This is a genomic window from Niastella sp. sgz303648, assembly GCF_059587045.1.
Genome location: NZ_JCAPSW010000001.1, coordinates 1210559 through 1226692 on the forward strand (window position 1 = coordinate 1210559; position 16134 = coordinate 1226692).

10 protein-coding genes are annotated in these 16134 nt (G+C 42.4%); 1 reads left to right on the forward strand and 9 read right to left on the reverse strand.

The features are described from left to right. Positions 1-38 precede the first annotated feature (38 nt). The gene (locus AC59IL_RS04185; RefSeq protein ID WP_496550827.1) at positions 39-2588 is read right to left on the reverse strand and encodes a hypothetical protein; all 2550 of its coding nucleotides are present in this window, start codon (positions 2586-2588) and stop codon (positions 39-41) included. Positions 2589-3130: 542 nt separating this feature from the next. Here AC59IL_RS04185 and AC59IL_RS04190 point away from each other — a divergent pair. Beyond that, positions 3131-3907: a hypothetical protein gene (locus tag AC59IL_RS04190; RefSeq protein WP_496550828.1), complete on the forward strand. Its 777-nt coding sequence runs from the start codon at positions 3131-3133 to the stop codon at positions 3905-3907. A gap of 95 nt (positions 3908-4002) precedes the next feature. Here the strand turns inward: AC59IL_RS04190 and AC59IL_RS04195 are convergent, their stop codons facing one another. The 8 genes from AC59IL_RS04195 to AC59IL_RS04230 all read right to left on the reverse strand — a co-directional run bounded on the left by AC59IL_RS04195 (position 4003) and on the right by AC59IL_RS04230 (position 16112). Then, positions 4003-4311 carry a hypothetical protein gene (locus tag AC59IL_RS04195; protein ID WP_496550829.1) on the reverse strand — a complete coding sequence of 103 codons (309 nt, stop codon included), beginning with the start codon at positions 4309-4311 and terminating at the stop codon, positions 4003-4005. Between the two features lie 50 nt (positions 4312-4361). Then, complete coding sequence (locus AC59IL_RS04200; RefSeq protein WP_496550830.1) at positions 4362-4520, reverse strand: hypothetical protein; 159 nt, start codon at positions 4518-4520, stop codon at positions 4362-4364. Positions 4521-5069: 549 nt separating this feature from the next. Next, complete coding sequence (locus AC59IL_RS04205) at positions 5070-5252, reverse strand: hypothetical protein (RefSeq protein ID WP_496550831.1); 183 nt, start codon at positions 5250-5252, stop codon at positions 5070-5072. 459 nt (positions 5253-5711) lie between these two features. After that, positions 5712-7457, reverse strand: coding sequence for a RagB/SusD family nutrient uptake outer membrane protein (locus AC59IL_RS04210; protein WP_496550832.1), 1746 nt, complete (start codon positions 7455-7457; stop codon positions 5712-5714). 31 nt (positions 7458-7488) lie between these two features. Further along, positions 7489-10524 (reverse strand): SusC/RagA family TonB-linked outer membrane protein, encoded by a 3036-nt coding sequence (locus tag AC59IL_RS04215; RefSeq protein ID WP_496550833.1) that lies wholly within the window; start codon positions 10522-10524, stop codon positions 7489-7491. A 465-nt stretch (positions 10525-10989) separates the two neighbouring features. Then, entirely contained in the window at positions 10990-13734 is a 2745-nt protein-coding gene (locus AC59IL_RS04220) for an alpha-d-galacturonidase (protein ID WP_496550834.1), read from the reverse strand. Between the two features lie 107 nt (positions 13735-13841). Next, positions 13842-14903 carry a Gfo/Idh/MocA family protein gene (locus AC59IL_RS04225; RefSeq protein WP_496550835.1) on the reverse strand — a complete coding sequence of 354 codons (1062 nt, stop codon included), beginning with the start codon at positions 14901-14903 and terminating at the stop codon, positions 13842-13844. A 54-nt stretch (positions 14904-14957) separates the two neighbouring features. Next, positions 14958-16112 carry an L-rhamnose/proton symporter RhaT gene (locus AC59IL_RS04230; protein ID WP_496550836.1) on the reverse strand — a complete coding sequence of 385 codons (1155 nt, stop codon included), beginning with the start codon at positions 16110-16112 and terminating at the stop codon, positions 14958-14960. Between the last annotated feature and the right edge of the window lie 22 nt (positions 16113-16134).

Here is a 16134-nt window from a genome sequence, read left to right on the forward strand (position 1 = left end):
ACTGTTTTTTCATTATTAAAGATTCATTGTTTGTTTCATTATTTACCGTCAACCGGCAATTCGGGATCGTCAGCAGCCACTACATTAACGATACGTGTCATTGAACTGCCTTCCGCATCTTTCACTGTAAATGTAAAAGAGAAAATGCCTTCGGCAAATGATGTAAACGACGCAATTCCATTTGTATAGCGAAGCTGCATAGTTCCCTGCTTTGTTATTTTACCAATGGCAAATACAGGTTTATTGGTATAGCCACGTGCCAGCTTTGTAAGATCGATCGGGATGGTTTTACCCTTACGTGCAAAATAATGCGGCGCGCCCATGAACTCAAGATATTGATCGAGGTTTGTATTGCCCGTATGATCCGGATCAGCATTGGCATCAGAAAAATCACCGGCTGCGGAGGACACATTCAATTTTTTTAATCGCTCCCACCAGTTGGGCAAACCATCATTATCACTGTCCCAGTTAGCGGGGCGGTGTTCTTCGGGATAATTTTCCCAACCGCCTACATCCTGCTGCGAATCGGGCAAGCCGGGTAATCCGCTTACACTGCCTGTATATGTATAAGTGCTATCGGCCGTTTCCCTGATCACACGAATATCATGATCATCGATCGCAGGCTGGTTGGCGCCCACGTTCGACAATACTGTTTTAAAAGCATCGCGGGCCGTTTGCGTTTGTATATAGGATTTAAAGAAAGGCGTATCTACAAAAGTTTCATAGTTTACTTTTTCACCATTGGTGATCACACTACGGCGACCGTTTATCTGAGAGCTTTCATCGAAATGACCGGGCATTATATTACCGGAAAAATAACATTGTTGGGTACCCATACCCACACCTTCGTGCTGGGCCGTTAAGGCAAAAAAGAGAGTAGAAGCCGCACCGGGTTTGTAATAATTGTTTACGAAGTTCACCTGAAAAGCGCCGCCATCTGTTGTACGTGTGTTCCAGTTGTACACCACGTTGTTCCTGATATCGAGCTTGCCCACATAATAACCATTGTTATCGAGCCGGCCTGCCAGGCTCCATACGCGGCCCGAACAATGCGCCAGCAGGTTATGATGAAAACTGCCGACGTTGCCGCTTATCGTTGCTGCATATCCATGCGAAGTACCCGGTGGATAATTTTTGTGTCCGGCCATATTCAATGCTTCGGCAATCATGGTCCGCTGCACGGTAATGTTTTTACCCCATCGTGAGCTGAAGCCCTCGTCGATCGTCCAGCTTACTGAACAATTGTCAATTATACAATGATCACCGATAAGCCCCATGCCGTCGGTAGTAGCCGGTCCTCCTACCCTGACCCGGATGTGGCGAATGATAAGATCGTTACCGCTGGCGCCAAAAGGAGCGCCTCGAACGCAGATACCTTTCCCCGGCGCTGTTTGTCCGGCAAGGGTTATACAATTATCGCTTATGGTTACGCGATCGGCAAGCGTAATAAGTCCCGACACATCAAACACAATAGTACGCGGACCAACATTATTCACAATCGCTTCGCGCAGACTGCCGGGTCCGGCATCGTTCAGGTTAGTCACATGCACCACTTTGCCGCCACGGCCGCCGCGTGCAAAACGGCCGTAGCCTTCTGCATCACTATATGCCAGCTGGCGCGGGCGGTAATACCACACATTACCGGGAATAATTTTTCCGTCGGCATATTCCTGATCAACGCGCCAGTAGTAGGTATTCATGCTATATTGGTTAGTTACCTTATACGAAACAGCTGTTTGCCGGCCTTTATAACAGGGCGATTTTTCAGTAGCATCCGCCACTGTAGCCGAATCGGTGCTTATATAAATGCGGCTGGCAACAGCGCCTTTGGGGCTTGTCCAGGAAAGCGTTATCGATCCATTATCAGCATCAACATGTTCATCGGCGTGATGCGGCATTGGCAACTTCGCCTGCACCTTTGGATCGGGCGTATTGATTTCAATACCATTGATCGTAAAATTTTTATTCCCTGCGCCGGTAGTTGTATCAGCCGCAAACAGCACCACCACATCCTTACCGGGCACAGCATCGACATACAAATAAGCCGTGACCACATCAGACGGAACAATTTCACGAACACTCAGCGCGAGGTTATCAATCTTCTTTTCACCATTCAGGTAAATATCTATAGGAGCATAGTAGCCCGGAGGGTCTTCATTGTTATGATAAGTGAGCAGACTATGCCGGCCGGCAGGGAGCCCGCTGATGCGCATTTCGATCTGCGCGCCCGCATTTCCGTTATTTACTCTGATGCCATCACCCACGAGCCGGCTATAATAAGGCGCCTGAACAGCCGCCTTGTACCAGTTGGTAGATAACTTATCGCCATAAGGCCCTTTACGAATAAGCGTAATTTTGACATCCCCATTCAGCAACAACGTGGCTGTATCACGGACGGATGCAGGCAGCGTCCAGGGAATATATCCCGGTTCAGCCACCACCGATTCGGAAGGGCCGGCATGGTTGCAGTCGATTTTGAATTGAGGTTTTTGGGCAAAAGCAGTTGCACCGGAAAAAATAAGCGAAAAAACAAAAAGTAAAAATCGCAGGTTTTTAATAACGAGGGTAACAAAGGAATTGAAGTTCATTTTCGATAAGGTTGGTATAATAGGTTTGGTTAATACGTTATCAGGAATCGGATAATGGTTTCATTGGTCAAATGCGGTGTTAAAATAAATTATCTGATTAAACTGGCAAAATAGATTAGCTGTTTATAATGTTGAAAATTGCAACAGTGCACTAATTGTGCAGTATGTGTAATTAATTTTAAAAGTTCTATACTTTTATTTATCTTTAATCAGGTGTTTAAACAAAAGTATGGACTATTCAACACACATATCAACAACTTTATTTTTACTCCCCGTTTTGCCACAAATTCAATGATCTTCTCTTACTATTCCCTTACTATTCTCTTACTATTGCCTTACTTATTTTTTACTGATAATATGGGTTCACTATGGGGCAGCTATGTCGCAGATATGGATGTGATACGGTGCTGATATTTATACCAGAGAAAGGCTTCCTGACAGGGCTTTGGCGTACCACTCACACATAATAGTTTTTAACAAAATATTTATTAACGTATTGCCCATACTGTTAGGAATGATGTAACTTTAAAAAAACGATTATCATGGCAAAGCAGGCGGGTACACATCCACTTACAGGGTCCATGGGCGAGGTTACCTATTTAAAAAATGACTTTGGGTATATTGCCAAAGAAAAAAGCGGACCGGACCGAAAAACTGTGCTCAGGAGTGAGCGATTTGCACGCACGCGCGAGAACGCTGCAGAATTTAAGACCGCTGTGAAAGCGGCTACTACAGTGCGATGGGCTTTTCGCATACTGCTAAAGCCGGTAACAAATGTATGGTTAAACGGCCGGATGAACCGCATATTGCTAAAAGTGGTAAAATCTGATACCCGGCATGGTCGTGGAGAGCGTGTGGCCGCAGCCGACAGCCTGTGTGCAGCCTTGACAGGTTTCGAATTTAACAGCAATGTAATGCTGGCAAAAGTACTACGTGTGAAGTGCAAGGGCGTCATCAATACAGAAAACGGATCTATGCAGGTAACGATTCCATCGTTTATTCCCAAAAAGCACATTAAATCGCCTGCCGGCGCCACTCATTTCAAAATTGTATCAGGCGGTGCAGCCATTGATTTCACAAAATATCAATTTAAGAATGACTTGCACTATACCACTCCTCTGTTGCCAATTAATAACAAAACGGTGAAACCGGTTTGTTTGCAACACCAGCTCAACGCCGTACCGGGGCAATGTTTGTTTATGACAACCGGTATTATATTTTACAAAATGGTGGATGGAATTCAACAAATAGTAAAAGGAGGCGCATTGAAAATTATGGAGGGGAAGTTGGTGGAGAAGAAAGGGAGGAAGGGGAAGTGAAAAACTCATCTTGGGACAACTTCATTTTACCATCCTTATTAATTACCACGCTGACGCCAATACCAACATCTGTGAGCGGAATGGAAATGCTGTAGTCAATTTTTATGGGTGTACTCTGCCATAATACTTTTCAATTCGTCATTCAGCTCTGTTTTTCCGGCGACATGTTCATTTAAATTTTTATTATTCTTTGTGGCAGAGTCACCGGCATGCTGATACTTTATTTCTACTTTAATCAAAATATAAATAACTACCACCAGCGCAACCATGGTTAGAGCATACCCGGTCCAAAAATTTCTGCTTGCGTATTTTTCATCAAACTGATCTCCGAGCTTGCCTCTAAATCCCGTGACGATCCAATAGAAAAATCCGCCAATCCATTTTGGTGTTAAAGTCGCGTCCATAGGAGTTCAAGCTGTTACGATTTCAAAATACAATTTTTCATTTCGTTCTTTTAAAAATTGATGGCCTTTTCAAAAACATGTTCGCCAATAGTATCTTTGAACAAATCAATGCTATTTTCCAGGCTTGGCTGTGTTTTAAATTCACCAATATAAAAACCATCAATTCCTAAAACAGGTATGCTTTCCTTTTTACATTCATCAACAAACATTATTGCATCTGTTTTGGAATATAAAAATAATCCAAAAACGTTTAAAGAATTAGTGATGATTTTTTCTACGTTATTTATGTCCGCTGCTTTTTACTTCGGAAGCTTCTTCGAAATGTATTTTTTAAATTTATTTAATTCTGCCAATGCCTTACTTTCATTACCAATTACATTATTCGTATAATAATACATTTCTACATTAATTTCAAGGTCGTCTTTAAATATATCAGACAACTTATTAAACAGAACGCGTATATCGTTCAATGAATAAAGACTTAAAATTTTAGTATCATTAACTAATTGCATAAAATCCAGCAACCTCATAAGAACTAAAGTATTTGCAGGATATTTTTTATTCAAGGCTATCAAATTCTTCCAAACAGAGCTTTCCGTTGCCTTGTCTTTAGAATGGTCAATAAGCAATTTATCAAACTGATGTAAATCATCCTCAAATCATTTCAATTGATTCTTTATAGTTACAATAAAATTGTTCGACATCATTTGGTTTTTTTGTTTCTCTAACAATTTTTTCCTCATGAGTTGAAGATCAGCTTATTCTTCTATCTGCAATATATCGTGCAGTTTATAACCGCCATTGGCCTGTACCGGATCAACATCGCCTTTAACATATTTAAACTGCTCATCAAAAAGAATGTAATTCAGATAGGCCTTTGCCCGGGTCGACTGCTCTGTATGCTGCGGTATAAAGTTAACGATCTCAGTTCCGGTTTGCAAATTAGTGATGGTTGATAAATCGGCGCCTTTGCCCACAGCAAAACTGCTGCCGGCAAATGATGCCAGCGGTTCTGTAAGGGGCCGCTGTGGCAGGCTGCGACAAACCGAGATTGTGCAAAACTAACGTACACCAATATTATTATCAGGAGAAAAACCTCCTTGCATTAAACAAAATAACTATACTCGCACAAACTACAATTGCTACCAACGTAGTGAAATGTGGTTATACGCTGAAGCACATGGCTATATTAAAACAAAAATCCCGCCTCGCGGCGGGACTTTCTTGTTCTTCCATGACTCAAAGTTACTAGATCAAATTACTGCTATGTGATATTTGTGTTTTGAGTTTTGTGGCTATACTTTTTTCATCCTGTCCCCGAAGCCGACAGAGTCGGCCCGGGGTACCGGATTACACTTTCAGAGGATAAGTAACTATTTGAAATTCGATTGTTGTTCAGTTTACGGCTGGTCGTAACCAGGATTATTACCAAATTCTTTTGCATTTACCAATGTCGTTAACTCATCAATAGGTATAGGACGCAGGCGATGGAAATCACGCACACCGGTAATATCCGGGTTATATGTCGTAATACGCTTAACAAAATCAGCGCCGCTTAAAGTACGCTTCAGGTCGAACCAACGCAGGTGTTCACCGGCCAGTTCCCGGGCTCTTTCTTCCAGAATAAAATCCATGGTAATCTTATCCGGTGTTACAATCATATCACTTTGTCTGCCGGTTTTGGCAGCTCTTTTTCTGATCTCATTAATCTGTGCTGCAGCATTCACATTATCACCTAATTTGAAATAGGCCTCCCCGGCTATAAGGTACATTTCGGCCAGGCGTATAACAAATATATCAGCAAAACCAGGTTCTTTGGTCAAGGTAGGCCTGTTAGGATCCATGAATTTCTTAAGCGCCGGAAAATTTTGTACGCTGGTACCTCTAATGGTACCGTCCGTATTGTAAATACTATCCTGGTCATATATAACATATGGCAGGGTTTGTTTATTAGCAACAACACCTCTTACACACTTAAGGGCAACGCTGGAATTTAACGTCACTACCTGACCTTTTACGAAATTAGTATCCTTACCCCATGTTCTGCACATAGCGGTATCCCAGGTATAAGTCCCTTTATTATTAATCCATGTTTCCTGAAACGATCCATCATACCGGGCATCAGCATCCTCATAAAGATTCAACAGGTACCGTGTAGGCATTAATTTCTGACCATCGTCTTTTCCATTAGCAAAATCCATTTGCATGCCTGGCTTATTACTGTACCTCGACAAAAACCACAGGTGCGCCCTGTTGCCGTTTCCATCATAATTACTTTGGAGATTAACAGTTGAGTTGCTGATGGTATATAATGCCTCTTTATTGATTTTGTTATTTGCCGGAAGCCATATATCAGCATAATTGGTCCACAGGGATGCTCCTAAAGTTCCTGCATTATTGATAACTTCCATGGCCATATCTTTTGCCTTGGTAAACCAGGTATTGGCATCACCATAGTATGCTCTGCTCAAATAAACCCTCGCCAGCAATCCCATGGCTGATTTTTTCGAAGCACGACTGAACTCAGTAGATAAACTCGATCCCCAGCTAATGGGCAAATTATCTTTCGCAAATTCAAGATCGCCAATAATAACATCATAGATCGCGGGAATGGTACTACGCTGAGCAGTTAACAGTACCTCCTGTGTTTCTGTAGTGCGCAGCATTACATTACCCCAGGTTTCAACAATGTGCCAATAATAGAAGGCTCTTAAAAAACGAAGTTCGGCCAAACGTCTGTTTTTTTCATTAACATCTGTAAATCCGGCCCCATCAATACGATTAATACCGGCATTACATTGGTTAACGCCCATCCATATGAGCTTCCATAAACCTTTATTAGGGTTTCCTGGTGTGGCAGGCGTTAAAGCCTGATACTGTGTTATCTCTTTTGCATAAGAAGCCTTGGCAGTATTGTACCATAAATCTGTTCCGCTTTCACCCATAAACATTCCGTCTTCCTTACCATACCAGGCACGTTGCTGTACATATGCCTCATTAACGGCAGTTATAAAACCCTGTGGGGTTGACCATATTGTTTCAGCAGTAACACCAGACGGATTGTATTCATCCAGCTTATTACACGAAGTGATGGATGTAACGCCTAATATTATCGCAGCATATGATATATATTTAAACTTTTTCATAAAAGGCTTTAGTTTTTGGATAAAGAATAAATTAAAAATCTACGTTTACACCTATTACCATCTGACGAGTCAATGGAGCCGACTCATCGCCACCTCTTTCAGGATCATAATCTTTAAGCAATTTGTTTTTTGCCTGGGTGAGCACGTTATTGCCTGTTGCGTATATACGTATTTTTTCTGCATATGCTTTTCTGCTAACCGACATAGGTAAAGTATAGGCAACGGTTACTGTTTTCACTTTAAAATAGGAGCCATCAATGTAATTCAAAGTTTGATAGCCTGTTATGTTACCTATGGCAGTTCCCCATTTAGGACGTGGGAAATCGTTCGTAGGATTTTCGGGGGTCCAGTAATTAAAGTTAGCAGGACCATTTCCTTTACCATCGGGATTGTAACGGCCCATGAACTTAGCTTCGATGGTTTGACCCCAGCGGGCAAACATATAAACGCTTACTTCAAATCCTTTATAGGTAAATGTATTCTGGAAACCGGCAAACCATTTGGGAACGGTTGATCCCAGATAAGTATAATCTTTGGAATTAATAGTATCATTACCATCTAAATCAGCCAGTTTGATATCGCCGGGCTTAAAGGAACCGGTACCAAATTTCAAATCAGCTGCTTCTTTTTCTTCTGCAGTTTGCCAGATACCCAGTTTCTTCCAGCTGTAAAAGGAATTCACCGGACGGCCCAGTAACAATGATTGGCTTTCAATGGGGCTGCCATATATATCATTACCATCGATCAGTTTGGTAATTTTTTCGCTCGACTTGGTATAGGTTAATGTAGTTGTCCATCTTAAATCGCGGGTACTAACATTTATTGATGAAATAGCTAATTCAATACCCTTATTTTCAGTTTCACCTACATTCTGATAAACATTCGCTATACCTGTAGACTGTGGTAATGGACGTTTCAGTATCACATCAGTAGTTTTTCCCTTGTACATATCCAGTGTACCAAATATTCTGCTTTTGAAAAAAGCAAAATCAAGTCCTACGTTGGCAGTAGCGGTTTTCTCCCAGTTAAGATTTGTATTTCCTATGACTGTATTGAAAGCATATATCGGCACCTGTACATTGCCAAAACCCTGTTGATAGTAGGGCACATATACACCATTTTGGGTACTATAAGCAGGAATGGTGGCATTACCAGCTATACCATAACTGGCGCGTACTTTAAAGTTGTTTACAAACAGCAGGTTCGACATAAAATCTTCCTGGTGAATATTCCAGCCAACAGCTGCACTCGGGAAGTAATCCCATTTATGGCCAGGCGCCAGGCGCGATACACCATCCGCACGTATTGATGCCGTTAACAGGTATTTTCCTTTAAAAGAATAGTTAAGGCGGCCAGCGTATGACATGGTGTTAAACCTTGTTAAATTTGACGAAGCCAGACGACTGGTTCCTTCCGTAGCAGCGAGGTTATACCATAATTGAGCCCCCGACAATTGCCTGTATCCTTCTGTTTTTTCCGTTTCGGCATCTGATTGCGTATAACTGGTTATACCGGTAAGCGTAATTGAATGATCTGCTATTTTACGGGTAAACGTTAAAATATTATCCCAGTTATAAAATCTGTTAAAGTCATTTTGTACCGATGTATAGTTACGGCCCTTGAAATTGGAAAATGACAGAGAATCCTGGTATATACCTTTCCTGCTAAATGACACCGTGGTACCAAAATTGGTTCGGAGTGACAAACCATTTATGGGTGTTATTTCAAAATACGCATTGGCAATTACATTACCCCTGATTGAATTGTTTTTGTAAGCACCGGGCAATTCATCGCCCAATACGCTCGCCTTGGTTCCACCTGCTAATGGTACCAGATTAACAACCCCTGAATCGTTATATGCTTTTCCCAATGGAACAGCAGAAGCAGCAGCAGATATAGGATCCTGTCGGCCATTTGTGTTCGTCCATGTTATCTGGCTCAAAAAACCTCCCTTGAACATATTGCTGATACGCTGATCATAATTCAAACGGGCATTATAACGCGAAAAGTCATTGCCACGCAATGGGCCATCTTCTTTATAATAACCTGTAGAAAAGAATACTTTCGATTTATCGCCACCGGATTGTATAGAAGCAGTATGGCTTTGCATAATGCCGTTTCGCAATACCAGATCCAACCAATCAACCCACTGATTGTTCTTTAAAGCATCGGCTTCACCGGGATCGGTAAACATTACCGCATCATCGGTAGGGTAGCTTCCGTTTGCCGTACGCCAGGCTTCTCTTCTCAGCTTTATATAATCTTCTCCTAATCTTCCTTTAGGGTACTGGGCGCTTCCATTTACGCCATAATAACCATTATAAGAAACTCTAGGACGATCTTTTCCTTTTTTAGTAGTAACAATGATTACCCCATTGGCGCCCATCCATCCGTAAATGGCGGTAGCAGAGGCATCTTTTAAAACTTCCACCGATTCAATATCATTGGGATTCAGGTCGCCAATATTACCACCCTGAAAACCATCAATAATATATAATGGAGAGCTTTGACTACCAGTGAGACCATTATTGGTACCGCTGATCGTTCTGTTACCGCGAACCTGGATATTTACACCAGCACCGGCATTACCGCCTGAACGAGTGATATCCATACCGGGTATTCTACCCTGTAAGGCTTCCAGCGCATTAAAGGTTGGGGTACCTGTTACCATACCCGGTTTTACCGAATACACGGAACCGGTAAGGTCTCTTCTTTTTGAAGTACCATAACCTACTACCACAACCTGATCAAGGTCGGCATTGTCGTAGGTCATGCCTACATTAAATGTTGAATCGGTTCCTACTTTTACTTCCTTCTGTAAAAAGCCTACAAAGCTGAAAACTAATACAGAATTTTCAGAGGATACCGGGATGCGGAAAGAGCCGGCTACGTCGGCGGTGACACTTATTCGCGTGCCCCACACATTTACATTCACCCCGGGCAATGGATTGCCCTGCGGGTCTTTGATTTTGCCGGTAACAACTCTCTCCTGTGCGAACAGGTACGAGCAATTAAGCAGAATTAAAAACGCCATCATCAGGCATTTCAAGGACGGTTTACCAGTCATACAACAGTTGTTTAAGATTTATATATTAACAATTGAGAGGAGCAATTCTTAACCAAGGAATTACGCGCACATACACTACGTGCATAGAGTTGGGGTGGATGTTGTTTTCCAGGATATTGCATAATGGTGCACAAGAAACACCGGCAGCGTCAGCTAAACAATGTCATCTTTTACTAAAATGATGGAATATATTACTATCTCGTAAACGCACATCTCTATGCGCTATAACATACTTTTACCATATTGTAAATAAATATTATTAATAATGCACCGGTAATTAGATAAAATTATTGTTATTTGTTATATATAAACATGTACATATAGTATTTTTAGAAATACAATAATCAATGTTTTTGTGCCAGTTTTTACATCAAACAAATAATTCATGTCAAAATAACATATAAAAAAGGGGCATTTACCGTATTGTAAACGTCCCTTTTACATTTATTATAATTATGGTAATCGTTACTCGAATAACCAGTCAAGAGCACCGGCATTTTCGGCTGCCTTTATACCGGCATCCATCACGGGCAATGTTTCTGATTCATTTATACAGCCTAACAATAAACATGCCCCTTTTCCTAAAGTAAGCGTATGTGTACCGGGTTGAAAAGAATAAGTGTGAATATTTATTGGTGGAAAATTATCTATCGCCAGTGCATTGGCCACTTTCACTTCTGCCTGCCCGTAATCATTGGCGCTTGCATCTATTTCGAGCTGCGGCTCGGGTAAATAAGCAGGATTTTTTTGTGCAAAGTATGCTACCAATAATTTCACAGCACCTGCTGTGCGAAAATTTACTACTGTACCTTCGTGTATTTGCCTTTTGTAATTACTCTGCACTGCCTGCAATCCGGCTAAAAATGCGGGCACTTCTCTTATAACTATTCCGGTATCGGTGCTAACTATAGCGCCTTTTTGCAGTGTGTACGTCTTTTCACTGCTTAGCCATTGTACCGGTGCATTTTTTAAGGGCTGTATATTTATTACACCGGTTACCCCACCCTGCTTTTTTAATGCGTCGATATGCCTTATCAAATTTTGAAGCTCCTGTTCATAATAGGGTAACAATTCGCGCCAGGTTTTATTTTTGGCATTTACTCCATTCACCGGAATTTTTCGCTGCTGCGTTTGCATGCTGTTGGCATATAAATAAGTGGTATCGGTACGCGCCGCCAGCTCTTTAAAATAATCCACACTGGTTTGCAACAAAGGAACCACTCTTTCAAGATCAGCTACCTTGTGCGAATATTTATATTGCAATACCTGTAATGCCGCCTTTGCTTTAAACGCATAAAAGTTGGCCATTGCCCGGTAACAATACATGTCATTTCTTAACCGTTCAAACTCATGGCGCTCTTTAGTTACGTACGGCGCCGCCTGCTCAATGGCTATTACAGCTTTATTGCCATGTACCATTACTTCATCGGCTACCTGGGGTGGTGTTTCTCCGATATGTGGTTGTCCTTTGGCTTCTTTTTCGGCATACTCAATGATCATTTCTCCTTCGGGCCCTTCTGAATTGTACAATAGGGTAAATAAATTATAGCGGCGTGGATTGATCAGCTGCGTCATGAGCATTCCGAGCGTCATCGTTTGCCGGTTGCCATCGGTTATGCCATACCGCCTTAACAGCTTGGGCGAAATTTCGCCCGATTGTTCATAGGCTTCGAGAATATTTTTTGCCTGTGCCATATTGCAACCAAACTTCGTTGCCAGATTACCGCTCCAGTATTCTACTTCCTGCTGCCGGTTACGGTTACAATTCCAGGCATAACGCGCCCATGTTCTGTACCATATCCAGTCGCGCTCAATCTCTAACAGCCGTTTGTTCGATTTATCTGCTGTATAGGGCCAGTCCCAGTAAGATGCCTGCGGATACAGGTGTAATCCGTTGGCTTCATATACCGAATGCATTGACTGCACACATTTTTGTATAAAGTCGGGCGAGCCGTACCTGAACGGTTCCAGGTTGGCGAGTATGTGCACATTTTCAATTTGTACCGAACCTATATGGCTCAATGTACGGTGCAGTTCGGCCCAGGGGCCCCGTGGTGTATAGGTTGTTAACGCTTCGCCATTAAACTTTGCTTCGGTATACAGGTTGTGATACAAAGGCAATGCTTCTTTTATAACCCTCGGTGCATCGGTGTCGTGGGCACGTAAAACAATGGGTGGTTCTTCGGTTTTGCCAAGCATTTTCAATCCATCCTGCACGCCGGGAATAATTGTTTTAACGAACCAGTCTACATCATCCTGCCCTACACCTTCCATCGCTTCGCCCAATGCCACCATCAGCCCTACATTGGGATATTTTGCAACGAATGCTGCAATTGATTTGCGGGTATAATCGGCTATCAGCGGAATAATGGGCCGGTTGCGGTCCTGCGTTTTAATATTATGCTTTTCGGCAAATGGTTTCGATACAATAATATTATAGAACATCTGTATTACCCAAATCCCCCTGCGGTCAGCTTCCTCAGTAAGAAATTGAAACATTTCTTCATTCTTTTTAAAAGTAGCATCATCTACTTCAACAGCATATGGGTAATCGGGTACTCTTACCAGCGACGCAAACGGATGGCCATTCCACAGGTACAGCGAGTTCATGCGGTTGATGGCAAGTGAATCGAGGTATTTTATCCAAAGCGCTTTATCGTATAACCACGGGAATGTTTCAGGTGTATAGGGATATTCATACACCGTTCTTCCCGGAAGATAAACAGGTTTTTGTACACCTATACAGGCGCCACGTAATACCATTTCGGGTTTGTCGGTTACAGAAAGTGCTGCAGGAATGGTGTTTTGAACGCTTATCCGTTCTGCCAGTTCCATACATCCATATAAAGTGCCCGAAGCATCGGTACCGGCAATGATCACCGCCTTGTCGTTGCCTTTTATGGAGAATCCTTCTTTACCGGTTGTATCGGGTTGAAGATGATATGTTGCAGCTGCTTTTTTAATTAGCGCATCTGCATAATTGCCGGCAATGATCACTCTATCATTTTGATCAGCGGCAGCCGGAGCTGATAAAACTGATACTTTATAACCGGCAGCTTTTAATGCCGCTACCAGTTTTTCGGTACCATATTGTATTCTGGGAGATGAGTTGGACGAAATAACAGTAACCTTTTTGTTTTCATGGATATGGTTTGCATGAACCGGATAAACAAAAGCCACACACAACACCAATGTAAAAAAGCCTTTCATTGAGAATATGAGATTTTTATCGCGCTGCGATGTATATGATTAATTTAGGGTTTATCGTTAGGTTAAATTTTTCATATAACAAGTATGGATCGTCAATTGTCTGTTGCTTACTGCCCTTCTATCTCACTCAGTTTCACCCCTCCTCTTTCATTTGATAAATACGCCGCTTCAACACAGGCCATGGTATGAATACAATCTTCTACCGAATTATCGGGCTTTTCAATTTGCTTTGCTGCTGCGCGTAATAATTGTTCCATGCTTCCGATAAAAGCATGCGGGAACCAGCTTCCTGCAATGGTCATTGTTTTCCATTCACCGTGATTATTGCCGGTTGTGGTTATATATTCAAATTTATCGGGTACGCTATTCGGATAATTTTTCAGTAATCCTAATTCAATTTTAATGGCGCCCTTTGTTCCTTCGAACTTTATATATGATTGTTGCTGCTGCAGCCCAAAATAGTGACAATGGTTGGTTAGTATATTGGCCCTGATTCTGTTGCCATAATCCATAATAATGTTGCTGCGAACAGAAGCGAGCTGACTCATAGTCGGATGTTTTACCGTTTTGGCGTATACGCCTGCAGGATTTCCGAAAAACGACCTGATGAGGTCGATATAATGAATGCTGTGGTATAAAATTTCAACCCTTGGCGATTCATACAAAAACGTCCACAGGTGCCAGGGCGTAAATACATTTACATTCACTTCAATATCGCACAGTTCGCCCAGCAGGCCATGCTGCATCAACTCGCGGGCAGCTTTTATAAAAGGGGCATAGCGTAACTGAAAGTTTACACCTGCAATCATTTGTTGCTCCCGTGTATACTGCAGAATTTTTTTTGCCTCGCTATAATCACTTCCCATTGGTTTTTGCATCAACACGGTTGCTCCCGCAGGCAGCTGATGCAATACTTTCAGCAATTCGGTACCGGGAACGGCCACATCAAATACAACTTCTGCAGGCACTTGCTGAACAGCCTCTTTAAGGCTATTAAAAACAACAGGTATATTAAATTTTTGTGCAGTGGCCAATGCCTTATCCCGGCTCACATCGTAAATACCTGCTACCTCAAACCCCGCCATTTTATAAGCCGGCAGGTGAGCATCATTTACAATACCCCCTGCGCCAATTATAATGATGGGGGTCGTATTTTTATTCAGAGCCATTTTTTGTTTGTAGTTTGGAGTCACCCCTTCGACTACGCTCAGGAGCTGTAAAAATCATCCTTCGACTTCGCTCAGGACGTTTCCATACGTTAACGCAAGAACGGCCAAAATTAAAACGATCAGCGCTAATACCAGCATACTAATTGTTTTTTTGCGGCAGCCAATCCATTCTTTCATCACCAGGCCGGTTACTGAACTGAATAGCACCAGCATGATCATATGTATGGCCCAGCTGCTGTACTGGTATTTGCCCATGCGCACATGTCCTAACCCGTAAAAAAAGAATTGCGAATACCATAGTATACCGGTTAGTATAGCCATGATAAAATTGATCAGCAACTGCGCCCTGCCATTTTGATTTTGTTTACCGCGTCCACGATCATTGTTTGCCGCCTGCAACCTGTACTCACCAAAAGTACTTTGTTTGCGATGCAGGTACAGGCAGTAGATGAGCGTCGACAAAAAGGCGCCGGTATTGGAGAATATGTACACTACATTGATCTTAAAATTACCGCTGCCGTATTTTTCTGCTATGTCGGCAATGGGCTTTCCCTGATCGATCGAAAATCCGTATACAGCTGATAGTATACCTGCCAGTAAACACAACGGCAATCCTTTTGCCAGCGAAAAATTATGACCGATTTTTTTATTTATTTCAAGGTCCCGTTCTTTATACCTGCCGGCTACACCACATAATGCAATGCCCAGCGCGCCAACGGTAATGCCTGTTGCTATAAGGTCTGATCCTTTTTGTGCAAATAAAGAACTTAGTTCGCCATGAACCAGCGGTGGCAGTAACGTTCCTAACACACACGAAATACCCACCGCAATAGCATAGGTAAGCGAAAACCCTACATAACGAATGGCCATGCCAAAAGCCGTTCCGCCAATGCCATAGGCTACGCCCAACAAAAAGGTTGTTAACATGGCAGCAGCAGGCGCTTCATGCAATACAGCCGTTATATTGGGTATGGTGAACCATGCTATGATCACCGGCAACAATAACCAGCATATGGCAGCCTGCGCCAGCCAGTACGTTTGCCACGACCAATGCGCTACTTTACGCTGTGGCGTATAACACATGGCAGCACAGGAGGCACCCACAGAATGATATAATACACCGGTAATTACTTCCATGGTGAATTGTGAATGATGAATGGTCAATCGTGAAACGTAAAACGGCAAATACCAACCGTGACCTTTAAGCATTCAGCGTTTTGCGTTCAGCGTT

Excerpts from the sequence above, each read along its gene's own strand:
- AC59IL_RS04185 (WP_496550827.1), bottom strand. The coding sequence starts at position 2,588 with ATGAACTTCAATTCCTTTGTTACCCTCGTTATTAAAAACCTGCGATTT.
- AC59IL_RS04190 (WP_496550828.1), top strand. The coding sequence starts at position 3,131 with ATGGCAAAGCAGGCGGGTACACATCCACTTACAGGGTCCATGGGCGAG.
- AC59IL_RS04195 (WP_496550829.1), bottom strand. The coding sequence starts at position 4,311 with ATGGACGCGACTTTAACACCAAAATGGATTGGCGGATTTTTCTATTGG.
- AC59IL_RS04200 (WP_496550830.1), bottom strand. The coding sequence starts at position 4,520 with ATGTTTGTTGATGAATGTAAAAAGGAAAGCATACCTGTTTTAGGAATT.
- AC59IL_RS04210 (WP_496550832.1), bottom strand. The coding sequence starts at position 7,457 with ATGAAAAAGTTTAAATATATATCATATGCTGCGATAATATTAGGCGTT.
- AC59IL_RS04215 (WP_496550833.1), bottom strand. The coding sequence starts at position 10,524 with ATGACTGGTAAACCGTCCTTGAAATGCCTGATGATGGCGTTTTTAATT.
- AC59IL_RS04220 (WP_496550834.1), bottom strand. The coding sequence starts at position 13,734 with ATGAAAGGCTTTTTTACATTGGTGTTGTGTGTGGCTTTTGTTTATCCG.
- AC59IL_RS04225 (WP_496550835.1), bottom strand. The coding sequence starts at position 14,903 with ATGGCTCTGAATAAAAATACGACCCCCATCATTATAATTGGCGCAGGG.
- AC59IL_RS04230 (WP_496550836.1), bottom strand. The coding sequence starts at position 16,112 with ATGCTTAAAGGTCACGGTTGGTATTTGCCGTTTTACGTTTCACGATTG.